At 36.6% G+C, this 24,831-nt stretch carries 19 protein-coding genes; 3 read left to right on the forward strand and 16 right to left on the reverse strand.

Annotated elements, in window-relative coordinates:
- The first annotated feature begins 455 nt into the window (after positions 1-455).
- Entirely contained in the window at positions 456-1,820 is a 1,365-nt protein-coding gene (locus tag VIO64_RS09825) for an LTA synthase family protein (protein ID WP_331917634.1), read from the forward strand.
- A 36-nt stretch (positions 1,821-1,856) separates the two neighbouring features.
- On the opposite strand, the gene VIO64_RS09830 is transcribed toward VIO64_RS09825, so the two are convergent.
- The 5 genes from VIO64_RS09830 to VIO64_RS09850 form a co-directional block, all read right to left on the reverse strand.
- Complete coding sequence (locus VIO64_RS09830) at positions 1,857-3,026, reverse strand: hypothetical protein (RefSeq protein ID WP_331917636.1); 1,170 nt, start codon at positions 3,024-3,026, stop codon at positions 1,857-1,859.
- An 85-nt stretch (positions 3,027-3,111) separates the two neighbouring features.
- Positions 3,112-4,209 carry a radical SAM/SPASM domain-containing protein gene (locus VIO64_RS09835; RefSeq protein ID WP_331917638.1) on the reverse strand — a complete coding sequence of 366 codons (1,098 nt, stop codon included), beginning with the start codon at positions 4,207-4,209 and terminating at the stop codon, positions 3,112-3,114.
- Positions 4,210-4,251: 42 nt separating this feature from the next.
- On the reverse strand, positions 4,252-5,157 hold the full coding sequence (locus VIO64_RS09840; protein ID WP_331917640.1) for a hypothetical protein: 906 nt from the start codon (positions 5,155-5,157) through the stop codon (positions 4,252-4,254).
- A gap of 136 nt (positions 5,158-5,293) precedes the next feature.
- The gene (locus VIO64_RS09845; RefSeq protein WP_331917642.1) at positions 5,294-6,682 is read right to left on the reverse strand and encodes a HAMP domain-containing sensor histidine kinase; all 1,389 of its coding nucleotides are present in this window, start codon (positions 6,680-6,682) and stop codon (positions 5,294-5,296) included.
- 4 nt (positions 6,683-6,686) lie between these two features.
- Positions 6,687-7,361 (reverse strand): response regulator transcription factor, encoded by a 675-nt coding sequence (locus VIO64_RS09850; protein WP_331917644.1) that lies wholly within the window; start codon positions 7,359-7,361, stop codon positions 6,687-6,689.
- 184 nt (positions 7,362-7,545) lie between these two features.
- On the opposite strand from VIO64_RS09850, the gene cobT reads away from it, so the two are divergent.
- Positions 7,546-8,607, forward strand: coding sequence for a nicotinate-nucleotide--dimethylbenzimidazole phosphoribosyltransferase (gene cobT / locus VIO64_RS09855; protein ID WP_331917646.1), 1,062 nt, complete (start codon positions 7,546-7,548; stop codon positions 8,605-8,607).
- A 34-nt stretch (positions 8,608-8,641) separates the two neighbouring features.
- Here the strand turns inward: cobT and VIO64_RS09860 are convergent, their stop codons facing one another.
- The 9 genes from VIO64_RS09860 to VIO64_RS09900 form a co-directional block, all read right to left on the reverse strand.
- A complete protein-coding gene (locus VIO64_RS09860) occupies positions 8,642-8,893 on the reverse strand; it encodes a hypothetical protein (protein WP_331917648.1) in 252 nt (83 codons plus the stop codon).
- A gap of 186 nt (positions 8,894-9,079) precedes the next feature.
- Entirely contained in the window at positions 9,080-11,302 is a 2,223-nt protein-coding gene (locus tag VIO64_RS09865; RefSeq protein ID WP_331917650.1) for a glycoside hydrolase family 48 protein, read from the reverse strand.
- A gap of 249 nt (positions 11,303-11,551) precedes the next feature.
- Complete coding sequence (locus VIO64_RS09870; protein WP_331917652.1) at positions 11,552-13,027, reverse strand: dockerin type I domain-containing protein; 1,476 nt, start codon at positions 13,025-13,027, stop codon at positions 11,552-11,554.
- Positions 13,028-13,396: 369 nt separating this feature from the next.
- Positions 13,397-14,413 (reverse strand): hypothetical protein, encoded by a 1,017-nt coding sequence (locus VIO64_RS09875; RefSeq protein ID WP_331917654.1) that lies wholly within the window; start codon positions 14,411-14,413, stop codon positions 13,397-13,399.
- 193 nt (positions 14,414-14,606) lie between these two features.
- Positions 14,607-17,210: an S-layer homology domain-containing protein gene (locus tag VIO64_RS09880; RefSeq protein WP_331917656.1), complete on the reverse strand. Its 2,604-nt coding sequence runs from the start codon at positions 17,208-17,210 to the stop codon at positions 14,607-14,609.
- A 326-nt stretch (positions 17,211-17,536) separates the two neighbouring features.
- Positions 17,537-17,770 (reverse strand): hypothetical protein, encoded by a 234-nt coding sequence (locus VIO64_RS09885; RefSeq protein WP_331917658.1) that lies wholly within the window; start codon positions 17,768-17,770, stop codon positions 17,537-17,539.
- A gap of 194 nt (positions 17,771-17,964) precedes the next feature.
- Complete coding sequence (locus VIO64_RS09890; RefSeq protein WP_331917660.1) at positions 17,965-20,067, reverse strand: glycoside hydrolase family 44 protein; 2,103 nt, start codon at positions 20,065-20,067, stop codon at positions 17,965-17,967.
- Positions 20,068-20,283: 216 nt separating this feature from the next.
- Entirely contained in the window at positions 20,284-20,700 is a 417-nt protein-coding gene (locus tag VIO64_RS09895; protein WP_331917662.1) for a leucine-rich repeat domain-containing protein, read from the reverse strand.
- A gap of 12 nt (positions 20,701-20,712) precedes the next feature.
- On the reverse strand, positions 20,713-21,411 hold the full coding sequence (locus VIO64_RS09900; protein WP_331917664.1) for a leucine-rich repeat domain-containing protein: 699 nt from the start codon (positions 21,409-21,411) through the stop codon (positions 20,713-20,715).
- A 256-nt stretch (positions 21,412-21,667) separates the two neighbouring features.
- Here VIO64_RS09900 and VIO64_RS09905 point away from each other — a divergent pair, with 256 nt between their 5' ends.
- Positions 21,668-23,167 carry a glycosyltransferase family 39 protein gene (locus VIO64_RS09905; RefSeq protein ID WP_331917666.1) on the forward strand — a complete coding sequence of 500 codons (1,500 nt, stop codon included), beginning with the start codon at positions 21,668-21,670 and terminating at the stop codon, positions 23,165-23,167.
- A gap of 275 nt (positions 23,168-23,442) precedes the next feature.
- On the opposite strand, the gene VIO64_RS09910 is transcribed toward VIO64_RS09905, so the two are convergent.
- Together VIO64_RS09910 and VIO64_RS09915 are read right to left on the reverse strand one after the other, a co-directional pair.
- Positions 23,443-23,805, reverse strand: a complete 363-nt coding sequence (locus VIO64_RS09910; protein ID WP_414705254.1) for an IS3 family transposase — start codon at positions 23,803-23,805, stop codon at positions 23,443-23,445.
- Positions 23,730-24,497: a reverse transcriptase domain-containing protein gene (locus tag VIO64_RS09915; RefSeq protein ID WP_331917668.1), complete on the reverse strand. Its 768-nt coding sequence runs from the start codon at positions 24,495-24,497 to the stop codon at positions 23,730-23,732. The genes VIO64_RS09910 and VIO64_RS09915 overlap by 76 nt, the downstream gene beginning before the upstream one ends.
- Positions 24,498-24,831 lie beyond the last annotated feature (334 nt).

Genomic DNA, 24,831 nt, shown 5'->3' on the forward strand with positions numbered 1-24,831 from the left:
AAAAAATGACGAATAGGCAAAACCTTCGTCTATTTTTTTAATGTTTATAATAAATTACTAATTTGTAAAGAGTGCACAGGAATAATTAACATATAATAGGTTATAGGTGAAGCATAATGAAGCAATTTTTAGCCCGTCAGATGAATGTTTTAACTGGCATTTTCAAAAATAAAGAAGAATTTATACCATTCTCTGTTTTATCACTTTTTATATTGCTAAATACCCTTAAGGTCTCAATATTCAATTTGATACTTACTGATAATAAAACAGCTTATATGGCCCAATATAAATTGTTTTTCACGTTGCTGACAACTATTGTTTTAGTGAACATATTTTTTATTCTGAAATACAGAGTGCTTTTTTTATTAATTTATATATTGCAAGTACTCTATATAATAGTTAATATTTCATATTATACTTTTTTTCATAGTTATCTTCATATTATGCAGTTTATAATGCTTTTTAATGAAGGTATGACTGCGGCTAACCAAAATGCAGCACCGATAAATTTTAATATGGTTATTATACTTATTGATCTGCCTGGCTTTATTCTTCTCTACAAAAACTTTGGCAAAATTATGGATTTTAGAAAGAATAAGAGATTTATTACAATAATGGTTTCATGCATATCCCTTGTTTTTCTTGGGGGGATTGAGGTCACAAGCTATTATAAGGAATGGTCGCTGGTTCACCTTGTAGAGAGCAAATATAACGGAGAAAAGCCTATAGTTGAGCGGTACGGGACGCTGGTAAACAATGCTTTGGGAATATATTTAAATAGAAATGAAAAGGTTATAATAGATAAATTAAAGTATGGAAGTGTTCAAAATGGAAAAGCCCAAGGGAATAAAAGGTCTAACTTTATTTTTATACAGGTAGAGTCAATGGACTCTAATGCTGTGAATAAGCAATACAACGGAAGCTATATTATGCCCTTCCTTAATTCACTTAAAGACAACAGCGTATACTATCCCTATGTATTAAGTGAGCATATGGGAGGTGGCACATCGGATATTGAGTTTTCGGTAATTAACAGCCTGGAGCCTTTAGAGGGCTATTCTGCACAAAAGCTTTCAAGTTATAATTATCCAAACTCTTTTATTAAGATACTGAGAAGGAATAATTATTCTGCTATTGGATTTCACGGAAATAAGGGCAGTTTTTTTAATAGAAACATATCATTCCCGAAGATGGGCTTTGAAAGGCTTGTGGACATGGAAACCATGGGTCTTAAGGATGTGGGGTGGGGTGCACCTGACAAGGATGTATTAAATTATTCATATGACTATATATCGAAAAAGAAAGGGCCTTTCGTAACATATATAATAACAATGACAAGCCACGGTCCTTTCACAAATGCAAGTAATTATCATCATAGCAATACATTTGAAGGCATTGTAAACGCTAATATAAAAAATTACCTTAATTCCATGTCTTATGTAGATAAGGTGCTGGGGGATTTTGTGACCGAGATAAGAAAAAAATATAAAAATACTTATATTTTTATATTCGGAGATCATACACCCAACATAAGAGATAAAGAGTACATGCAGGCATCATTTAACTATGACAACAAGTATTTTGAGTTTGTTCCTCTGTTTATCATAACCCCGGATGGAAGGAAGTACACAGAGAGCAACAGAGCAGTATCCATGCTGGATTTCTCACCTACAATATTAAGAGCAGCAGGCGTGGCCTTTGAGATTAGGTCGGATGGAGCTGACATTCTAAATTTTAATGGTGATTGGAAGGGTATAAAGTTTAAGGATGTGGTTTATAAAAGGGAGGACTTGTATGAAAAAGTAAGTGAAATTAAATAATTTTAAAGTTGGGATTATCTAAAAATATTTACAGGATTATTTGTTTAATACTAAAATCTGTGATTCTGCAGGGTTTTTATCATCAATAGGGTAATCCAGTATATATATAAACTTACCTCTAGAGACTATTTTTTTATGGAAAGTCAGAAGACCGTTCGAAGGTAAATCCAATGGGGGTATTTTATAATCTTCCATGCTGCTATTTATATCACTCTTAAAAGTATCTTCATTTAAGAAATAACGGGCAAGGGTACCAGGAGTACCGGTATGCATATCATTTAAATTATTAAGCGATGCAGAAGCAGAGTAGAGTATATTTGTATCGAATGAAATTAATGGCTGAACATCGGGAAATTTCTTAATGCTTTCTGCCTTATTATCTTTAAAATTGTAAAGACAAATGTAGTCAGGTAATACTCTTATAATAACTCTGTTTGAGTCATAAAAATCAAAGTCACAAATATTCCATTTCTTATATTCTGATTGTATAAAAGGCAGTTTTGATCCCAATAAAGTTGTATTAATTGTGGACTTAATGCTTAGATTTTTGTCATATGCTATGATGCTGTGCCTTCCACCCTCATTAACAAGCATAAAAAGCCAGCCTTCCTTTGAGTGGGCCATTTTTACCAGGTCTATTTCTTTTCCCAGTTTAAATTTGTCTTTAAATGACAGATCCGTGGTATATGTATGAATTTCACAGCTTTTCCTGTCGTATAAAAATATATGGTTATTGTAGGCAGAAATTCCGCTGTATATAAAATTATCGGCAGTAATTGATTTTAAAAGCTGCTGACCGTCTACATCGTAAATAGAAATTTTGCTGCCTGTGTCTTCCTTCTTGTCAATGCCAGAATTGGATACAAGGTAAATCAAGCCGTCTAAAGCATCAAAATCTACCCATTTCTGCTCAATAGGAATATTTATTATGGCTTTGCTTTGAGGTCTTACGTAATAATTACGAAGGTTATTGCTGTTCATACTGTTGTTGAGGATATTATCCCCAACAATGCCCTTTGGTGAAATGTCTTGATTGATAATATATTTACCTGCATTGCTGAGGGGCTTGGATGACTGATTATCTATTTCAGGATTTTGCCATGGCATGACAATAATGTCTTCATCCTGTAATTCCTTCGAACATCCGGAAAACATAAGTGAAATAAGGAGCATAAATATTGTAAGAAGATTAATATTCTTATACATAACTACTATCCTTAATATTATAGGTACCGAACTGATATATATAACTTTTCAGTTCGGTATCAATATTGATATAAATTTAAAGTGATTAGTCTTTTGCACTTTTGATATAATTATTATAATGCTTATGAATAAACATTGCACTCCTTTTTTTGTACAACTCTTCTGCAATCTTATCGGCTATCGGAATAAGCATCCTTTCGTGGCTGCATAGTATTGGAGAAATACTTCCAAGGCTGCCTGTCGTTTGCTTTATAAGGCAAGAACAGCGGCTAAGACACCGATTTTTGACAGCACATTCATTGCATTGTTTTATGGATTCTTTACTAATTTTATATATTTCGTCTCTTTTTTGAAAATCCAAGCCTTTATCTACATTACCTATTATATAATTCTTGTCTCCAACAAATTGTATGCAAGGATATATAAGTCCTTCAGGCGAAATAGATACTTGGCTTAGTCCCAAGTCGCAATATTCAAAACTCCTTTTATTATCCACATATGAGTTTATTTTAGTGTCAAAAGGGCTGAAATAAAACTTGTCACCATTATCTGTTTTTTGAAAGTACAATCGGGCCAGTTTTTCATACTGCTTTTTTAATCTTAAAAGGCTTTTATCTGTCCAAAGATCACTAAGGTTTACAGATGTAATAATGGTCATAAAGCCCAGACCGAAAAGGTGTAAAACTGAATCATAAAATAAATCCAGGTTGTTGATGCAAACTGTCTGCATAACAGGGGTATACGGGCATAAATCAATCAGAGTTTTTACCTTTTCAAGTAAGATATCATATGTACCGTTGCCTTTGTGGTCGATACGGTTATAATCATGGGCTGCTTTAGTTCCATCCATGCTTAAGGATATAAAGATGTTTTCCTTTATTGAATACTTTATAAATTGCTCATCAAGCAGTATTCCATTGGTAGTCATGTTGAAACAGAAACTTTTTTGGTGCTTTCTTTCAAGGTGTTTTGTATATTCGATGACTGATTGAATCAAATCCTTTTTTAGGAGGGGTTCACCGCCAAAGAAAGATATACCTATATGTTTTTTGCTGTAACCCAATGCCATGTCTATGGACTTCTTTGCTGTTTCAAAGTCCATGTTGGTGCAGGCAGATTTATTTACATAGCAGTATTTGCAATTAAGGTTACATTTGGAGGTAAGGTGAAGGGTAATATTCATAAGTAAAGTCCTTTCTTTTAACAATGCTTATGATCGGGTTTGCTATTTTTTCAACCAGTCAATGAAATCCCGAACCTGTTTACGAAGAAGCTCATGACGCTCATTTATGTCATCGCTGGAGTTGCCGGGGTCATAAAATAGTCCGGTATAACTGTCTCCGGTATGGTCTGCAATAACAGAACGGAAATCTTGTGTAGTTTCCAGAAAGTCTTTTGATGCATTTTCCTTTTCCACTGCTACAGGGTTTAATCCGAGGTTTAGCATGTCATCTATTGAAACATACTCAAATCCGATTTTTTTAGATTTATCAAAGCCATCAAATAGAGATATACTTGAGTTTTCATTAAGGTTTAAAAATTCTTTATGATAAGATGAGACATTACTCCATTTAAAGCTGCTGTCAGATACTATATTTATGGTTTCATTTGCATGTATATCCGCTTTTTGAAGCTCATCTTTTATAATGGATAGGGCATCTGCTTCATGGAGGTATGGATCTGAAGCAGTCGGTAAGGTGCCTCCGGGCATATTGCCTAAAAGCATTGGTTTGGGGCTTTCCTTAAATGTTAAACCAGATACGTATGTGTTATCTACTGTTTTTTTGCTATAGCCTGTCAGAGTTATTTTAGGTGCTGCAATGGGTTCAATGTTAAAATCAAGTTTTATTTTCCCGTCACCATGGATAAAGACTGGTGCAACCATTTCCTTTTTTTCATTTTGTAAAGCATTTTGAGGTGTTTCATCAACAGGTTTTTCATTCTCCGAAATCGGCTCGGATTTTCCACAAGCTGGCATGGAGGAGAGTAAGATGCTTGATAATATAATACTTGCTATGGTATTTTTTCTAGTTCTTTTAGAAGTGTTTCCAGGATGCGGGTGTAGAGTCTCTATTTCTCTAATTGTGGGTAATTTTGGGTTTTTATAATTAGTTAATGGTTTTAATTCCATAGGTATTAAGCCTCCTTCTTTAAACTCTGATAAATTGTGGTCCAACCTACATCGCAATCTCTCACGACAACCTTATTATATTTTAAACTTTTTAAGAAATAGTGATGAAATGTAAAGAAAGTGTAAAGAATTGATACTAATTGTGAAGAGGCTTATCTACTAAAGGGATAGTTATTACAAAGCGGGTTTTGGTTGATGGTGAACTGGCTGCAGTAATATGCCATTTTAACAGCTCAATAATCTTTTTAACCATAAAAAGCCCGATACCGCTTCCTTTCCCGCTCTTTCTTACAGTATTGGACATGTAAAAGTTATCAAAAATATATGGCAAATCTTCTTCTTTTATACCTATGCCATCATCTTCAAAGGCCAATTCAATATAGCTGTCCGATTTAATTGCAGATACTGAGATGTGGCCGTTAAACTTGCCGTATTTGATAGAATTATCAATTAGATTAATTATTATTTCCCTCAATAAATCCTTGTCTGCAAGTATATTTAATTCGGATGGAATATTGTTTTCAATAAAAATGTTTTTGTCTGAAGCCATGGGCGAAAGCAGCATGATAACTGCGTTTACTTCAGAAAACAGATCTAAAACAGTATAAGTAGGGCTGATTTCCTCAAGCCTTGTTACTGTAACCAAAGATTTAACAAGTTTGGAAAGCCTTTCGATTTCAGAGTCAACATAACAGAGGTGTTCTTTCAATAAACCCGGATCAACCTGCTCTTCTTCCATAAATGGCTCTATTAATGCTTTCATAGATGCAAGGGGAGTTTTAAATTCATGGGATATACTGCTAAGAAGCCTTTTCCTTCCCAGCTCAATGCGGCTAAGCTCCGAGCTCATTTTATTAAAGGTGTCTGCAAGGGTTCCAATCTCATCCTTTTGATCAATATCAACTGTGGTTCCAACTTTACCATTTGATATTTCAAGGGAGGCAAAAGTCATTTTTCTTATGGGGTGAGCTATTTTGCCGCCAATCAAATGTGTCAACAGGAGAATAATGATTAAAACGGAAATTGATATAACTATTACTTGAATAGAGAAGTTGAGGTTATCCTTCCAAAGTTCAGATACGCTGTATGAAATTAGTACGGTTCCGGCAAAGTTATTTTTTTTAAATATGGGATGGGACAGCATGGATATTCTGTTACCATTTTGTTTGTAATACCCCACTGCATTCTTTTGTTTTTGGTAAGCTTCCCGCACTTCAGGATTGTCTATAATCTGACCGTTTAGCTGGTTAAGGCTATCGCTTACCACTTCCTTGTTTAGATTTAGAATCAGTATACGGCCGTTAAGGCTGTTATCATTTTGTATATTTCCTATAAAATAGGGGAAACTTAAGTTCCTTACAGTCATCTGGGAAACAATTTCAGCCATCTGAATATATATTTTTTCTGTTTTTGAGTACTGTTGCTGGCAATAAACTGCTATAAGTATTAAATCGATAAGTGAAATGGCAATTAGAAATAGTATGCCGTATGTAAATGTCAGGCGGCGGCTTATACTTTTAAACAAGGATTTAAGCCTCCTTTACAAAATAATAACCAACACCCCACTTGGTCTTGATATAGCAAGGGTTGGACGGATCGTTCTCGATTTTTTCACGAAGCTTGCTTACATGAACATCTACTGTACGTGTATCATAGTCTGGCGTATTCCAAACCATTTCATAGAGTAAGTCCCTGGGAATAACTCTTCCTTTGTTTCTAGCCAAGGCACTCAGTATATCAAATTCCTTTGAGGTAAGAGGAATTTCCTGCTGTTTTTTATAAACGGTTCTCAAATCAAAGTCAATTGTCAAATCCCTAAATGAAAACTGTGACAATTCCTGATTTTGTGATTTTCTTCTAGTAACTGCCTTTATTCTTGCAACAAGAACTCTGGTGTTGAAGGGTTTTGTAACATAATCGTCTGCTCCAAGCTCAAGCCCAAGTACCATGTCTGCATAGTCATCCTTTGCAGTCAGCATTATTACTGGAATATCGGAAAACTCGCGAAGCTTTTTTAAAAGCGTTATTCCATCCATTTCAGGAAGCATGACATCAAGAATTGCCATGTCCGGCTTGATAGTTTTGATGAGTTCAAGTGCATTTAGACCATCATAAGCTGAATATACCTCATAGCCTTCCTTCTTAAGGCTGGTTGTGAGACCAATAATTAGAGGCTTTTCGTCATCAACAATAAGCAGTTTCATATTTCACCTCGGATATGTATATTGAAATATTTTAGCATAAAAGCATCTATATGAAAAGTCCAATTAATCGTATTCTCGCAAGATAAAAACTAATTTTTGACAATAGCCGAAATGAGTGGTAAAATTTGATTTATTATTGGGTACAAATGAAACCAAAGTATAACTGGAGGGTGGAATTACTTACATGCTGGATAATATAAAGGACAAAATAGAACCTCTTAATAAATCTGCCATGGAGGAGGCTTCAAAAAGGCTTGATAATCTTATAAAGCCCATCGGCAGCTTAGGTAAGCTTGAGCATATAGCTATAAAACTTGCAGGCATTTTCGGTAAGATAAACAACAAGATTGAAAAAAAGTGTGTTGTTGTGATGTCTGCAGATAATGGAGTATGTGAAGAGGGTGTAAGCACTTGTCCCCAATCAATTACTGCCATGCAGACAATAAATATTTTAAAGGGGCTTGCAGGTATAGGTGTGCTTGCAAGGCATGCCAAATCAGATATCAAGGTGGTTGATATAGGTATAAATGGAAAAATAGAATATCCTGGCCTTGTAAATAAAAAAGTCAAATCAGGAACTTCCAACATGGCAAAAGGGCCTGCCATGACAAAAGATGAGGCTGTTTTGGCTATTGAGTCAGGAATTGAAATTGTAGGGGAGCTTGTAAAAAACGGGTATAATCTTATCGGTACCGGAGAAATGGGAATCGGAAATACTTCTACAAGCAGTGCTGTTTTGATGGCATTCACAGGGCTTGAACCGGATAAGGCAGTAGGCAGGGGAGCAGGAATGACCGATGAGGGCTACGCTGCAAAGAAGGCAACGATAATAAAAGCCTTGGAATTAAACAAGCCTGATAAAAACGATGCTATTGACGTATTGGCAAAGGTAGGAGGTCTTGATATTGCCGGAATGGCAGGATGTTTTCTAGGAGGGGCATTCTACAGGGTACCGGTTGTTGTTGACGGCTTTATATCAGCTGTGGCAGCCTTGGTGGCTTATAAAATAAATCCGGAAGTTAAAAACTATATTATCCCTTCTCATATTTCAGAAGAGCCGGGCTTTAAGCATGCCATGGATTACATAGGGCTAAAACCGTTTTTAGACTTGGAAATGAGGCTTGGAGAGGGAACAGGCTGTCCCATCGCATTTAATATAATAGAGGCTGCAACAGAAATCATGAATAAAATGGCTACCTTTGAAGAGGTGGAGATAGATAGTGATTTTCTAGTGGATATGCGTTAGTAGGATATAGTGAAACTTGACCCCCTTGAGTTGATTAAGAAACAGCAGCATCTGGGGAAATAGCAGCAGGGCTAGGCTTTGGAGGTGTGTCGGGATTGGGTGATTCCGGCAGGCCTGCATCGCTTGGAGTTGAATCTCCAGGTCCGTTTAGCTGAACTTCCGCAGATGGTTCATCAACAGAAGATGAGGGGAAGGCATCATTACTTTTTGGTGCACAAGCTGCAGTAAATACAAGTATAGAAATTATCAAAATCCCAAAAAACAAAAAAGAAATTCGGTTTTTCATAGATAATCCTCCTTGATTAAGAGCTGGTACTTGTGACTTTGGAAACTCTACCCTCAATATTATCGGAAAAATTCCATAAAAAGTTTATAAGACAAAATACAAATAATACAAATCATACAAATAAACAATAACTGAGAGGAACAGCCGGTCCCCTCAGTTAATTTTATTTGTGTTTTGTGTATAGCTCTACTTGGTCCTGCCGAAATTCATAGCTACTATAACAACATCAGACATATTTACAACTCCGTCATTATTGATATCACAATTTGGTAAAAATCCTTCTTCACCTATAGTAAGGTTAAAGCATCTTGCCAATATAACTACATCAGCCATATTAACAACACCATCATTATTTGTATCTCCGCTATGAGGTAAAATACATGTTGGTAATGTGGAAGTGTAAACAGGTGTAGGCTTATTGGTAGGGGTTGGGGTAATAATATCATTTTTCTCAATGTAGGTTGCAAATAATGCCATAGCTATTTCGCACTGAGCTGAAAAGCGGTGATACTTGAATACAGGACCCACGCCCGCTTTATAGGAGGATTCTACATTTGTCCAGTTGCTATCATTTCTTAATGCCGGTCTGGTGTCAATATACTTGCAGCCGTTTTTGAGCTTTGCACCCTGACCGCTTGTAGATTCCCATCCCTTGGGTATATAAACCTCAGTATCGAAAACCCTTGAGTAGTCACCTCTTTGCTCTTCGTTAGTATAACCTATCTCATCCTGATTGCCTAATATTATGGAATCCAGCAATTGACTACCGATATCGAATGCTTCGAGGTCATAAGTGGAATGTTTTTTAGTTGAAAAGGAATAGGTGAGGAGAATTCTCGAAAGCATTGCCGCAGATTCTAGGTCCCTGCTGTAAGATATAATTGTGGCATGAAGATCGGGGTTGCCGGTGTAGGTACCGGTCCAGTTGTCAGGCTGACCTTCCCATGCAATATCACAAGGAATTTCAAACTCTCCAATGCCTGCTACTTTTACATTAGGTTTTACCCACTCAACCCACCTTCGAAGTATATCCTGAGCCCGTGCATCCCCAGTTTCATAGTAATACTCCACAAGGTTTGCCATTGACTTGCATTGAGACAAGAAGCTGCTGTTGCTTGATGGATCAAAAGCCCCCGGACTACTGTCATATGCCATGTTATAGAACTTGGGCGAGTCTATTGGGGGTGTCTGATAATTATATCCCCATGAATTTGTACAGCCGCTGGCTATAGCTCCTTCAGCAGATTGAAGCCACTGCAGAAACTCTAATTGCCTATCCATGCTTTTTTGCCAATCCATCGAGCTGCCGGAAGATTTAGGCTTCATATCGGTTGAGGTCAAAGCATAAGCAGCCATAGGGTTTTGATTCATTTGGTGAATTATGTGGCTGCCTTTAAGCCATGCGACACCGTTAGGATCGATATTAGAGCCCCAGGAATATCCTGAAGAAATGAGATAATGAAAAGCACTTATTCCATCACTCTTAACGTTTACTGAACTGCAACCTATTGGCTTCATATATTTGTCCAGCATGGAATATCTAAGGTAATCACCGAGCTTTACAGCTCTACTTATATAGCTATTGATATCGGAGGACTTGTTTTGAATAGAAGCCCATTTATTGGCATAGTATGCGGATTTTATAATATTTGTATCACCGGATGAAGAGGTGGTATAGGCCCATGGTTTTGGAAAAATGGATGTTTTGTATATGAGGGATGAAAAGGGAGGCTTATCGGTAAATGACTCCCACGCCGGAATCATAAGCCTTTGCCAGATGGTTTCACCTGGTCCTCTGCCGGTTATGTTTATTTTGGAAGCTCTGCTTTTACCATCGCCCATATTGCCATATCTATGCCAGTTGTCAATATCCAAGAGGCTGTGTATTCCAAATAATGTCCTTTTTCCATAAGCTGTATAAAGGTCTTTAGCCAACGGGTTTGTACCTGCACTGACAGATAAGTCTATTTGCTGGGGATAATCTAAAAGATTGCCATCAGGATAGTATATGGAGCTGTAATTCGGATCATAATCAGCTGCAAAACCTGGCTGTTCCGAATCTTTTGGTATAGCATATTCTTCAACAATATCCCATGCCTTCATATATCCTGACCAATCACCTTTTAAATAGCTGTTAGCCGCTTCCAGCTGCAAGAAGTTTGCCAATACGGTGCTTGTGGTCTCATGTCCATAATCAACATCTTCTATTATAAATGTTTCAGGGGAGTAGTAGGGGATACCTTCAGGGCTGAAATAACCGCTGGCTGGTGCTTTAATCTTATCGTATAAATCCATGAAAGCATTTTTGTAGCTATAGACCGCAGTTCCACATGCATTAGTTGAAACAGCAGGTATAGATATGGCAAGGCTTAGAGACAAGCATAAAATCTTTTTTGAAATTTTAAACATTCAAACCCCTCCCAAGTTATAAAATAGAATATATAATACTGTAAAGCTATTTGTAAAACAAAAATTACAATTTAATTATATAACACAAAATTATGCAGTTAAGTGTTTTTGATTGTTATTTAATGTATTTATTTGTTTATAATAGTGATCATCTAAAGCTTTCAACATTAAAAAGGATGCTCTATAGCTGAAACTATAAAGCATCCTTATATGTAATCTTGTTTTATCTCAATATATAGTTAAGTCTATTTAAAAAGTCTTGCCGAACTTAGTTGCCACAAGAATTGCGTCTGCCATATTTATTGCTCCGTTGCTGTCCAAGTCGCTGCTTGCATTGTACTTGCCGTCTCCAGCGAGACTGCCGAAGCAGGAAGCAATCAATATAACATCCGCCATATTTATAACACCGTCTTTATTTATATCTTCAGGGTTTGCGGTTTTAGTCGGTGTTGAAGTATATGATGGTCTAGTCGGTGTTGGAGTATATGATGGTTGAGTTGGTGTTGGGGTAGCATTTATCAAAGTAGGTACTGTCCAATCAATCCATTTTGCTTTATCTAAAGTATAGTTTTTATCTGATTTGAAGAAATCAGTAACGGCAGTTTTGTCTTCTAAAAGGAATTTTTTAATGAAGGCATTTACATCACCAAACTGTGAGGCCGGTAATGAACAGTGCATATGGTTACCAACTGACGAATAGCCAAATCTATCAGATATGCCCAAAGCATCATATATTATTTCTGTAACCTTTCCGTTTGCCCAGGCACCTTCGTTGTGAAGCCATACATAATCCGGATTCTCAATTAACAATAGTCCGCGAGGTGCACATAATGCCAAAATCTGATGGTGGTCATAAGGAAGCTTATTAACAGCATATGAGAATTGATCTAATGCTTTGGAAAACCAAGCTTGTTCTCCAACTAACGATTGTATACGCTGTACAGATGAACCTACGGCCTCTGCAAAGCGGTAATTACCAGCTCCGCCGCAGCCTGATTCCTGAGGTATTGTAAGGGCAATTCTTTCTTCAAAGGCACCAATTCCAAGTGCTCCTTTACCATTACGTGAGCCACCTGTTACACCGAGATGTTTCGGGTCGATTTTTGCTTCAGGAGTGGTCTCAAGAGCATCAATCAAACGGCTTGTACCCCATATCCATGCACCAATTGATCCACAACTGTGGTTGCTTCCGTATAAGTCAAAAAACTTACCTTTTCCTCTTACATTATTAGTCTGGCTGCCGATACTTTCAGTATCAAGATCAATACAAGCTACCCCTAATTTAAGTATCTCCTGGGTATTAAGTGTATTGGCTCCACATCCTATCATTGCGGGATATGGTGCTTTACCAGTGGTAGGGTATGTAACTTTAGCTGTAAACGATACGGTTTTATTGTTGTCAGTAACTGAGACAGTTATTGTGCTGTCGCTGACCGAACCTTTAACACTTTGAGGTTTTCCAGGAATTACACCATATTCGAATGTTTGTGCCAACGCTTTGATTTCTTCGCGGCGTTTTTCCCACTGACTTGTGCTGGTCATACGTGTGCCATCCATCATCTTGAATGGATCTGGGAATTTGGCATTTGCCTGTAACTGTGAGAATGAAGGTACTGTTATACCTGGAGCTATTTCAGCATTGGCTGTAGATCCTCCAAATGTAACTATAGACGCAACAAACGTAACAGCAAGAAATTTGCTTAAACAAACTTTGTATTTTTTCATAATTTTCCTCCTCTTTTCAAATAAACAATAAAATAAAAAATCAAAAATGATTTAGACAAAAATAATTCTTGGCTCACCCCCTGGCATTTGACGAATGATTTCGATACCCCCTTTTGTCATATAGTGTATTTCAAGTAAATAACTCTCTGTACCAAAGTATTGAGTAACATAATATAAGCTGTAAGGCCTATAAATAAAAAATTTTGGTGGGTTAGCGAAAAAACTTAAAAATGCAATTGTATATATATGTGTAGAATAATATCCAACTACATCTCATATAAAAATTCGAATAGCCTTCATTTTTTTGTCGCTAATTTCTCATAACAATTTCGAAAAACAAATAATACTTTCTATTGATCAAAGTGGAAGTTAATGGAGAAGTGATATGTTGAAAATTTTATTGAAAGTAATGATTTTTTTAAAGCTAAAAGTAACGGGTCCCTCTATTTTTTCGGTGGAAGCTGCTCTTTTAGCCCAGAAACTTTCAGGGTATAGGGATATAAGCCTGTCGAAGTATGTCTGAGCTTTATCATTGCGGCCATAGAGATGGTAATTGCGAGCATTATAATACAGCCTGTAGGATTGGTCATTCCTTGAAAATGAATTATCATAGTCAATAATTATTTCAGGTCCGATATCGGCTATTTGAGTCTTCATCAGATATTTATCCTGAAACCAGAAGGCATATTTTGCACCAAGCAAATCATATGAAAAGTCAGCTATATTTGCAATTAAGTTCCGGATAATTGATTCTTTAAACACTTTTGAAAACTCAGGTCCAATCCCGTTTGGCCATCTCACTTCCGAAGGCAAGTAAAGGTTTGAAGGAAGAATATTTTCGGTTTCTTCTAAAAAGGGTTTATCAATTTTGAATTTGTTGGCAGTGAGGTTTTCACCATGATTATTGACAACATCATTAATTGTTGCAAGCTGACCGTCACTTTTTCTATAGAAAAGCTGACCATAAAAGGGGTCTGCCAACTTCCATTCGCTATTTATATACACCTCAAGTGTTGTGTGGTTTTGTACATCTCTATACCGACTGTTTATGCCGCTTTTGTTAAGAAGGGTAGCCAAAGTAAATGCTTGTTGATCGCACCAGCACACTTTGAGAAGGAGGTTATTGTAAGCAGTGCTGTCTAGCACTTTATAGGAAGGATCAGTATTTTGATTTTCTTTCACGTATTTGAATAGATTGTTAAAAGTTTCTAGGTTATCCCTTGAATTATTGTCTAGGGTGCTGGCTACATGCTTATAGGTCAGCTCTCTGTAGAAATAGTCACATATTTTGGATGGAGTAAAGAGAAAAAGGAACGGTGTACAAGCAATGATGATCACAATTGAAACAAGTGTAAATATAACGAGTTTTTTTCTGATATTTTTCACCTATCTAACCCCCAGCTTATAAAAGGTAAAACAAAGGATAAATCAGTTCTCATAATACTATAGGCTAAGTGAAAAAATCTCCGCAAAACTGTGGCAAAATTGAAGCGGAATAATGTAAAAATGGAGGCTTTTTAGAGCCTCCATTAAATAATGAATAAACTTGGGTTAGATTTTTTATTTCTTTTTATCTGTTTTACTTGTTTTTCTTTGTTTCACTGCCATCGGTGTTTCTTGTATAGCTATGATCAATACTTGCCTCAGCGATATAACCGTACGCCCAGTGAGTCTTCGATACATCAATGAATCCACAGTCGGCATCCTTTATCGGTCCGCGATTTAAAAGCCTGTCAATAATTGTTACACATTCACAGCGTTTAATCTGAGCATCAGGCTTAAAGCTTCCATCGCTGTAGCCTGCAATAAGTTTGGATCGGAATATTTCTTCTATATAGTTCTTTGCCCAATGCTTGCTGATATCATTAAAATTGTATTTGACAGGTTCTATGTTTTTGAGCTTCAGGTACTTTGCAAGTGCTGTTGCAAGCTCTGCCCTTGTAATAGCTTTGTTGGGTAGGAAAGTGCCGTCCTCATAACCACTGAATAGGCCGTTATTTACTGCAGCAATTATGTAATCGTATGCCCAATGCTTTTTATCAACATCCTTGAATTTCTTGCCTGTATCAGTTCCTTTTCCAAGTGACAACGCAGTAACCAGTATTTTTGCAACTTCAGCCCTTGTTACCATGTTTTCTGGCTTGAATTCTTTGGTCTCATAACCGTTAATGAATTTCATATGAGGTTTTCCTTCAATCTTTTTGGAGAAGCCTATAAAGTTGAAGGTTGATTCGTCATCATCTGCATTTTTCATCTGGTTGGCAGAAGAAATGCTGGCTTTAGCCGACATTTTAACTTCTGATAAATCAGCAGCTCCGAGTTTTATTTTAAATATTATCTCGCCAGTTGATTTTGCCTTAAGTGTTCCGAGATCCCATGAAATAGTGTTTCCGGTTACTGTTCCTTTTGCTGCATCCATTACTGTTGCTTTCTCCGGTATTTGAGCTTTGACAACTACCTTGTCAGCTGGAGTGTCCAGTTTATTGGTATAGTAGACTGAGAAGGCTACTGTGCTGTTTTCCTCATATGCGGTTTTAGCTGATGTAAGAAATATCCCTAAATCAGCCGGAACCGGTATTGGGCTTGGTGTTGGGGTAGGTTGTACAGGCGTATTTGTTGGTGTCGGTGTAGATGTGGATACAAGTGCCGCAGGAACAACATTAGCAGGTACTGTAATAATTGTACCTTGCGTACCTGTTGGTGACGGAGAAGTAACAGCAACTGGTGGTTTTATAGTTACGTCCTCCGATTTGTATATTTCTGATGCATTTCCGGCCTGGTCTATAGTTTTTGCCCAAATTTTAAATGTTCCGGATTTTTCTGTGTTTAATATCACGGCATATTCTTTTGAGCTTGTGTCATTATAATCCTTCCATGTTTTTCCTTCATCATAGCTATATTGTGATTTTTTGATTGGCCCATTTATTTCCTTATCGGTATCTAAATCTTTTACTTTATCTATACCATGGTTAATAATAAAAGTAATTTTATCTGTAACACTGGTTTCACTTGTAAATTTAATACTTGGTTTTAAAGGTGATTCAGTGTCTATATTTTTTATTTGATATTCATAGATATCGCTTTTTTTCCCAAATTCGTCATAACAAGCTGCTATTACTGTTTGATTTTCTTTTACTGAAAAACCTTCATCTCCATAGGTATATTTTTTGCATACATTTTCGTTTTTTAAGCAATAAAATATAGTCAGATTTTCCGGAATTGCTGATGATGGAGATGGTGGAGAAATTTTAACTTTAACAGATTGAGTATATTCTTTTTCGGGAGAACCTTGAATAATAGGTTCTTTAGGGTTATCTTTATCGTTAATAAATGTTAGTACTCTCATTGGATTTTCAGGTTTTTTGTGAACTTCATCCTCTGCCCATATATTAATTTTATGTAGTCCATCTGAATAAGAATGTATAGGAATATAACAAGTAAATTGGACAGAAGAGCCATTAGATGTTATTGTAAATGGTTTTCCCTGGCTTGATCCTTTTGTAGCTTGGAAATTTAATGGCTTAGGAGTAGGTACAGGTGTAGAAGAAACAGTAGGAGTACCAGATGCAGAAATAGTAGGTGTAGATGTTGATGTAGTATTCGTAGGTGTTGATGAAATACTTGGAGTAGCATTGTTTGATGGAGAATTTGTTGATATAGCTTCATTGGATGAATACTCATCAACCAAATAATAAAGTGATATTTTTTCGTCAGTATTTGGATCTGTTATAGTACCATTAATCTCGATGTACCCACCTTTATTTGGATCAGAGTTATCAGCATTGTAGCGTTTGCCATCAATATTATTGATTTCCAGTTTAGGTGCTATATTTAGAGTGTATTTAACCTCAAGGGCATATTTGTACTTTCCAGCATTAGGTCCAGAGCTTATATGATCAACATTTTGTCCTTGAACCTCTATTGTAACTTTATTGCCGATACTGTTAAAAGTTATTTTTGTTTCATTGTTTGTATCTTTTATATTTCTAACTGAAGTTACACGATATAAATTCTTGATTTCAAAGGTTTCTTTTTCGAAATTACCTGGAGCATTTGTTATAATTTCAAAAGGCTCTACAATTTCCTCCCCATAAACCAAAGAAACATTCTGCACAACTACTGATATTGTCAGAATAAGACTTAATATAACTGCTAAAGATTTTTTAAATGTTTTTCTTTTCATAAGTTTAACCTCTCCCCTTTGTTTCTTATATTTGTATTTCGAATGATTTTATCATTCGTGCAAACTACTTATAATGTTAATTATTAGTAGTTTGTTAACACTCTAACCAGTATATACAAAAAAAGAAATAAATTCAAGATATGTAAATAATAATTGAAAAACTTCTTCATTAACATAAAAAAGTGATAAATATCTATGACATTTGTATGTCGAAAGTGATTTTGTTCATCCGCCAAAATGCAAGATTATTAGCACTTTTTATCATAGAAATGGACGATTTTAAAAAGTAATAAAAAATAAGTTTTGGGATCTATCATTTACCACTTTCAGGAGGCCATAATGATGTTATTCATGTTGCTTATTATTGTTTTAAGAATCTGGTCTTTCATGCCGAGGTCAAGTTTATAGCCGTCAGATACCGAGAAAAAATCAGCACTGAAATAATCACTAGCGGATGACAATAAGTCATCAAATGATGTACTCGCTGCAAAGCTTAAGGGTGAAAAAATTGCTATTACAACAATAATTGAGACGATTTTAAAAATGCTTTTTTTCTTCATAATCAATTCCCCCTTATTAAACTGTTATAATATGTTTTGCAGCTGCTGCAATATCAGTATATCAACACATTCCATATTTAACTAGTACTAAAAATAATCATACCAGTTCACATAAAGCAGGCTTTGAAGCAAATTAAAGGGTATGGCCAAGTGCAGGCCACACCCTTAAGAACAATGTCATTTGTATATTTTGATTAAACTCCGTCGTAACTTGAAGATGTAGCGTTAAAATGCTTTGCTATACTTACGACGTCAGACATGTTAATGGCATCATCAAGGTTGAAATCACAATTTGAATTAAATACAGCGGTTCCTTTTGTGGAGTTGAAACACTTGGCAAGCTCTACAATGTCGGACATATTTATTGCACCGTCTGCCTTACCGTTTATAGGGATATCACCGGTCCATATTTCCAGAGGAGCTTCCGTTGTACTAATCTGACTGCTTGTACTGCCGGAAATATTGGTTATTGTTCTAGCCAAGAAGCCTGACTTTGATATCTGAATGCTATAAGTTGATGTTTTTACAGGTACATTATCAATTTTAAAATAACCATTATTATCGGTGGCAGTGCCAAAGGTTGTGCCGGGGATTTCCACCTTGAACCCTGCTTTTATTGAAGTATTTGAAGATAAAACGTCAGGGCTTATATATCCGGACATGGATACGGTAGGAGCCGTGGGTGAACCTTCAAGAACAATATGGTAAGCTGACAGGGCAGGAAGGGTATAGGTAAATTTGTTGCCTGAGATTGATGTGATACCCGCACGCTGTGTGATGGTTGAACTGCTGGAGTCAAAGCCCCATACACTTCCAGTTTTGTAACTTGATTTGCTATTTATGGTAAAGTTAAAATTTGCAGGGCTGTCATAGCTCTTGTTCATCACCATAATGTGAAGCTTGTTGTCACTGCTGCTTGTTATGGATGCATAAATAGAGCTGTTGGCAATATCCGATGTATCGCACTTAACGTTTGTATCGCCATATTTGGAGCCTTTACCGTCAAAGTTGCGGTAGAGATTAAAAGCAGAAGCGGTATATGATCCGCCGCCCCAAATGTTTGCAGCATACACGCCGTATTTTCCGAAAATGCCCAATACATCAGCTTGTGCAATTCCACCTGTTATATGATTATCTGCACCATAGGAATACTCAGTAAATGCAAGCTTGGTGCCAGGGTAGTACTTGTCTATTGAGCCTTTTATATTTGGGAGGAGCGGCAGGAACTGACTGAACCACTGAGCGATCCAGCTGTCTTCCTTATATGTACTGTCCCAAAGTGTGCGAGGTGCCTGAAGACGGGCCTTATTGCAATCAATATTGGCTGTATCGCTGGTTGTTATTCTTGTTCCGCCGCCCTGAGCTTCAGGATACCAGTGTAGATCAAGAACGTCCAATAATCTTTTGCCTTCTGAATCGGAACTTTTTTTCATATTATCAAGGTAATAGTCCAAAAACCATCTGTAGTTGCCTTTAACTGAAGCCCAATCGGGTGCTGTCTGAAAATCATTATAGGCTGCAAAGCCATAAAGGACAGGTCCATAAACTTCACTGGCCGGGTCCAGCTTTTTTACTACCTTGGAAAGCTCAACGTTTTTATTTAGGATTTCCGAACAGGTTGGCTGGTTTGAGTGGATCCTTGCATGGGTATGAGGCCATAACGCAGGCTCGTTGTCTATTGCGTATGCTCTAATACCTGTTGAGGTTGCCGCACTCCCATATTTATTAGTAAGGAAATTGACAAGCTCGTCCATATATACGTTATTGTCTTTTGTATCAGGAGTGAGGGAGAGGGCGGAGCCTTTGCTAAATTTTACTTCCTTCCAGCGTTCTGATGGAGCTGCCTCAGCTTCAGAAACTGTTCCGTTTGAATCAGCTGATACATACCCTGCAGCTTGTAGAGTAACAAGTGAGTACGGAATATTTTTTGTCTGATTCCGGTCATGGAATGTAGTTATGACAGATGCTGGCTGGGTCCATTGCTCCTTGGGTACATTTTCGTTACTTAATAGAAATGTATCACTTGAATGCTGCCAATCGCTTCCGGCACTGGAAAAGTTGTTTTCCCAGTTGTAGCCTGTCATCCTATTTCCTCCAAGTCTTTTGGCTGTTATAGTCGCATCGTTGAAGTCCCAGTTTCCGCCGTAAATATATTGGCTTATGGGAGTTTTGTCTAATGCTGTGTCTATGCTCACATTAATATTGAGGTTTGCAGCATTCACTGAAACGGAAGGTATGGATACAGTGCCTGCTATTAGTGTAGATGCAAGTATTATACTTAAGGCCTTTTTCTTCATTAATGTAATCCCCCTTTATACAACTTATTAATAATATAATTATAGCATTATTTTCAAATTATGTGGAGCAAATTCAACTTGAAGTATTAATATAGATGAAAAATTATAAAACATATCTTTTATAGTTGCGGATACTTGGAGAGGGCTTTAAGTACCCGCAATTCCATGTAAGCCGCACAATTTTGATAGAAAAGGAGGTTATTTATTTTATGTCTGTTAATACACGGATACCCTTAGTGTTATGTTACATACCATCGGGACCGGAAGGGTCCAATTCCAGGATGTTTCGTTATTGTATGGCTCGGGCTTACCAAAACCCTTTGCATTTGGCATAACTGTAATTTTGAAACTCTCGTTATAAATCTCCCAGAAAGGAATAAACTGCTCAAATGAGGGTTGATCTCCTAGAAAAGTAACATTTTTTAATGGGCATTCCATAAATACAGCAGGCCCCATGCTGGTAACGCTAGCCGGCATTGTTATATCTGTAATTGCACATTCATGGAAAGCACAATTTCCCAAGCTGGTGACACCGTCAGGTATTGTTGCACTCTTTATACTATAACCAGTACCACCGAATGCCATATCACCTATAGCTGTCACTTTTACTCCATCTATCGTACTTGGTATCACTAAATCTCCACCCTACCCATTGTACATCAAAATTGTTCCTGTAGTCGCATCAAAAGTATAAATGCTATCAGCTATAACAACATCATAGCTTTCTGAACAATTGAGAAACCAAACCCCGGAAGATTCATTTTTGTATGGATCTGGCTTGCCAAAGCCTTGTGAAGTGGGCAAAATTACAATCTTGAAACCAAGTTTTGTGTTGGAAAAAGCATAGCTGCCAAAATCCGGCTGATGACCCACGAAATAAGCATTACTTAGTTTGGTGCAGTCGTTGAATGCTGGCATACCTATCCTCGATACTCTGTTTGGTATGGTTATAGTTGCAAGGGATTTGCAACCGGAAAATGTACCGTCATTTATGACGGCCACACCATCAGGTATGGATATGCTTGTTAATTTGCAATAATAGAATGCATTGCTTCCAATACTTGTTACTTTAGATTGGTTTACCCGGTTTACCCCTTTCGGTACTGTTACATTTCCGCCGCTTCCTTTATATTTTACAATTGTTCCTGTAGCAGTATTTATAACAAAATCACCCGTGTCTATCAATGAAGTATCATTGCTGGTTGGAGTTGGCATCTGTGTTGGTGTCGGTTTTTCTACTATTCTTCCAAAATATTTTCCTATAAAAACTACGTCACCCATGTTTACTGACCCATCATTATTAAAGTCCACAGAAATAATTGCCGATGGTGTGGCAGCATACATTACGCAAGCCTGTACAAAAACGTAGCAATAATGCTGCATAAAAATAGATAAAATAGCGTTTTTTAATTTTCATAACTGTACCCTCCTCCATAAAACAAATCAAAATCTTATGATGTGTACACACCATAATTTTATGAAGGTGTAAAACTATGTCATGTTTCAATTGTGCAAAATAATCTCTTGAAAATAAAGAAGTCCAAGTATTAATATGGAGGTAGAGAAAGATAGAATAATATTATATTACGGGAGGTGCAAGATGATGGAAAAGGAGAGAGAAACTGTTGGTAAACTGGAAGTTATAACATGGGTAGGTATCTTTTTAGCAGGGCTAATATTTCTTGTTATTGGTATAACCCATGAGTCTTTATGGTATGATGAGTCATATTCGGCTGCTATAATCAATCATTCAATTCCGGAAATTTGGTCTATAGCAGGAAGTGACAGCCATCCACCTTTATATTTTATTTTCTTAAAGATTTTTACCTTGATTTTTGGAAGCGGGGAGTTTGGATTAAGGTTTTTCTCAGTTTTAGGAGTGCTGGCGTTAGCAGGTATTGGAGCAGGTCCGGTAAGACGGATATTTGGGGTAAAAACGGGACTTGTTTTTTCTTTCCTTGTAATGATTCTTCCTATCAATCTATCTATGGCACAGGAAACCAGGATGTACACATGGGCTGCATTTTTTGTAGCAGCATCAGGATTATATGGATATATTGCAGTGAGTCAAAATCAGCGGAATGATTGGATAAGGTTTGGAGTTTGCACTGTCTTTGCGGCTTATATGCATTATTATGCACTTTTGGGAGTGTCAATTATCAATGTAATTATATTCATGGCAATACTTATAAAGAAAAGAAATGTAGTTAAGCCATTTCTGGTTACAGCTCTTATCGCAGTTGTATCATATACACCGTGGATTTATTTCCTGACGCAGCAGGTGTCAAAGGTTTCGAAGGATTTTTGGATACAACCCATTACTTTGGAAACTATAAGATACACACTAATTTTTCCTTATGGGAATAAGTTTTTTCCGCTGGTAACCTTCGCTCATATATTGGCCTTTTTGTTTCAGGCAATAATTATTTGGGGTTTTATCCGGGCAGGAGTAAAGAGATATAAGGAAGGTAGAATGGCGGCTTTAGGTGTTGCAGTATTTATTTTAACACTTGTGGCAGGTGTTGTGGCTTCGCTCATAATAAGGCCTGTGCTTGTTGAAAGATACATTGTGCCGGTCACTGGAATATTCCTTGTGGCTGCGGCTTACGGCATTTCTCTTTTTAATAAAAAACCGATTATAATAGGCGTATGCATTGTGATAGCTGCATTATCCGTTCCTCAGATTATGGAAATTTATACAAAACGCTTTAATGGTCCTATGTACGAGGTCAAAGCATATATGCAGGAAAATATAAAAAATGATGATATTTTCGTACATACCGATGAGCACACATTTGGAACTTTCTGTTATTATTTTCCTGACAGAAAGCATTATTTGTATTTGGAACCTGGATTTAAAGGCTACAGCGGCTATGAAGCATTTAAACCCAATGGAACAAGCGGCTCGGACTTCAGTCAGTTTATAAAGGGCAGCGGTAATGTTTGGCTTGTCACAAGTATCTATTCCGCAGGTGAAAGCGTTTTTTATAAGCTTTTAGGGTCCGGAATGCTAAATTCCACCGGGTTGACGAAGGATTTTACCATCGCACCTTCATGGTACGGAGTAAAGGTAGAAAAGGTCAATGCCGGCGAGAATTAATAGGGACTAAAGTAATTTAATTGTATATGCCATGAGTAATGTTAATATTTGAAGGGGCTTCTACAAAACTGATCTAGTTTTGTAGAAGCCCCTTCTTTACATAAAATAGTGATTTTTTGTTTTATTTTGCACGGAAATTATTGTATTGTGTATAAATATGCTGTGTTTGAACATGATGAGCTTTTCCCGATAATCTGGACACTCCAAAGTTAGGTTTTCTTGCAGATACGCATAATTGCTTCAATTTTTAAAACACTGAGATGTAAAACTCTAAATCAAGCCACAAGGCCCTTAAAGTATCTTTGCTTAAACTCATATGGTGTTAGATAATTTAATGCCTGGTGCCTTCTTTTTCTGTTGTAGAAGACTTCTATATACCAGAGTATATCTCGCCTTGCAGCTTCACGAGTAGTGTATTTATTGTTATATAGCATTTCACACTTAATAGTACTAAAAAATGTTTCTGCACACGTATTATCAAAACAATTTCCTTTACGACTCATGCTACACAAAATATTGTTTTTTCGGAGTAAAGATTGATACTCATTGCTACAATAATCGACTAAAGAAAAGGGATTGCTCCCTTTTCCTCGTCTAAGAACCGTACGTGAGAGTATTTTTCGTCCATAAAAAGCCATCTTTTGCCGTTCTTTTCGTGCCAGTATTTATTAAGCCTCCACCATGGGGATTTATTTGGATGTCTGTGTTTTGCCCATTGTTGCAGTAGGATATAAAGGGTGTTGTTAATGTATGAAAAGGCATTACTAGCAACAGTGTGTTTATGATAATTTGTCCAACCTCTTATTATCTGATTTAGTCTACGTATTAACTCTGATTGTTTTTCTGCTTTCATTTTCTTAAGAATGATTGTTGAAAATTTCCGTATTAAACTTTTTATAGATTCCTTCGAAGGTTTGATTATTAGTTTGCCTTTGAATTTTCGGAATGTCCATCCGAGGAAGTCGAACCCATCATTTATATGAGTAATTAATGTCTTTTCTTCTGAAAGTTTCAGACCCCTTGATTGCAGAAATTGGCTGATAGTTGACTTTAATTCTTCTGCAGTTTCTTTTGAGTTTGCAGTAATAATAAAATCATCAGCATATCTTACAAGGTTAACCTTTGTTTTTGCCCTGTAGTGATTTTCAATTTTTCCTTTAGAATTTCTGTGGTATTTATTTTGAATAAGTTTTTCCATTCCGTCTAGTGTCATATTTGCATATATACTTGAAATTGCTCCCCCTTGCGGTGTACCAGTTTCGGTTGGGAAAAGTTCTTTTTCATATATAAATCCAGCTTTGAGAAATTTCTTCATTATTCCTTTATCCATCGGAATATTTTCTATTAGCCAAAGCTAATGCATATGCTTGTTGGAACAAAGAATGACTTCTTAAAAACAGTAAGACTTATTGCAGGTGGACTTTGGAACTCTTTTTCACAACTGCAACAGGACTTGGCTCCTAAGAAGCCTCCTCCAGAATGTGGGCGATAACGATTTAATTGGAAACAAGAATTTGAAGCAGCTCTGCAGTTGTATAAAGTAGATTAATCGTATTAAGTTTTTAAATTTTATAGTGTTCAGCCTTAAGAGGCTACTCTCTTTTTCTCTTGCACTACCCATTATTTTCTTATGGGTGCAAGCTATACCAGTAATGAATTTACAT

The sequence above is a fragment of the Pseudobacteroides sp. genome (assembly GCF_036567765.1).
Lineage (GTDB): Bacteria > Bacillota > Clostridia > Acetivibrionales > DSM-2933 > Pseudobacteroides.

Excerpts from the sequence above, each read along its gene's own strand:
- VIO64_RS09825 (WP_331917634.1), top strand. The coding sequence starts at position 456 with ATGCTTTTTAATGAAGGTATGACTGCGGCTAACCAAAATGCAGCACCG.
- VIO64_RS09830 (WP_331917636.1), bottom strand. The coding sequence starts at position 3,026 with ATGTATAAGAATATTAATCTTCTTACAATATTTATGCTCCTTATTTCA.
- VIO64_RS09835 (WP_331917638.1), bottom strand. The coding sequence starts at position 4,209 with ATGAATATTACCCTTCACCTTACCTCCAAATGTAACCTTAATTGCAAA.
- VIO64_RS09840 (WP_331917640.1), bottom strand. The coding sequence starts at position 5,157 with ATGGAATTAAAACCATTAACTAATTATAAAAACCCAAAATTACCCACA.
- VIO64_RS09850 (WP_331917644.1), bottom strand. The coding sequence starts at position 7,361 with ATGAAACTGCTTATTGTTGATGACGAAAAGCCTCTAATTATTGGTCTC.
- cobT (WP_331917646.1), top strand. The coding sequence starts at position 7,546 with ATGCTGGATAATATAAAGGACAAAATAGAACCTCTTAATAAATCTGCC.
- VIO64_RS09860 (WP_331917648.1), bottom strand. The coding sequence starts at position 8,893 with ATGAAAAACCGAATTTCTTTTTTGTTTTTTGGGATTTTGATAATTTCT.
- VIO64_RS09865 (WP_331917650.1), bottom strand. The coding sequence starts at position 11,302 with ATGTTTAAAATTTCAAAAAAGATTTTATGCTTGTCTCTAAGCCTTGCC.
- VIO64_RS09870 (WP_331917652.1), bottom strand. The coding sequence starts at position 13,027 with ATGAAAAAATACAAAGTTTGTTTAAGCAAATTTCTTGCTGTTACGTTT.
- VIO64_RS09880 (WP_331917656.1), bottom strand. The coding sequence starts at position 17,210 with ATGAAAAGAAAAACATTTAAAAAATCTTTAGCAGTTATATTAAGTCTT.
- VIO64_RS09885 (WP_331917658.1), bottom strand. The coding sequence starts at position 17,770 with ATGAAGAAAAAAAGCATTTTTAAAATCGTCTCAATTATTGTTGTAATA.
- VIO64_RS09890 (WP_331917660.1), bottom strand. The coding sequence starts at position 20,067 with ATGAAGAAAAAGGCCTTAAGTATAATACTTGCATCTACACTAATAGCA.
- VIO64_RS09900 (WP_331917664.1), bottom strand. The coding sequence starts at position 21,411 with ATGTATGCTGCCACACCATCGGCAATTATTTCTGTGGACTTTAATAAT.
- VIO64_RS09905 (WP_331917666.1), top strand. The coding sequence starts at position 21,668 with ATGATGGAAAAGGAGAGAGAAACTGTTGGTAAACTGGAAGTTATAACA.
- VIO64_RS09910 (WP_414705254.1), bottom strand. The coding sequence starts at position 23,805 with ATGGCTTTTTATGGACGAAAAATACTCTCACGTACGGTTCTTAGACGA.
- VIO64_RS09915 (WP_331917668.1), bottom strand. The coding sequence starts at position 24,497 with ATGGATAAAGGAATAATGAAGAAATTTCTCAAAGCTGGATTTATATAT.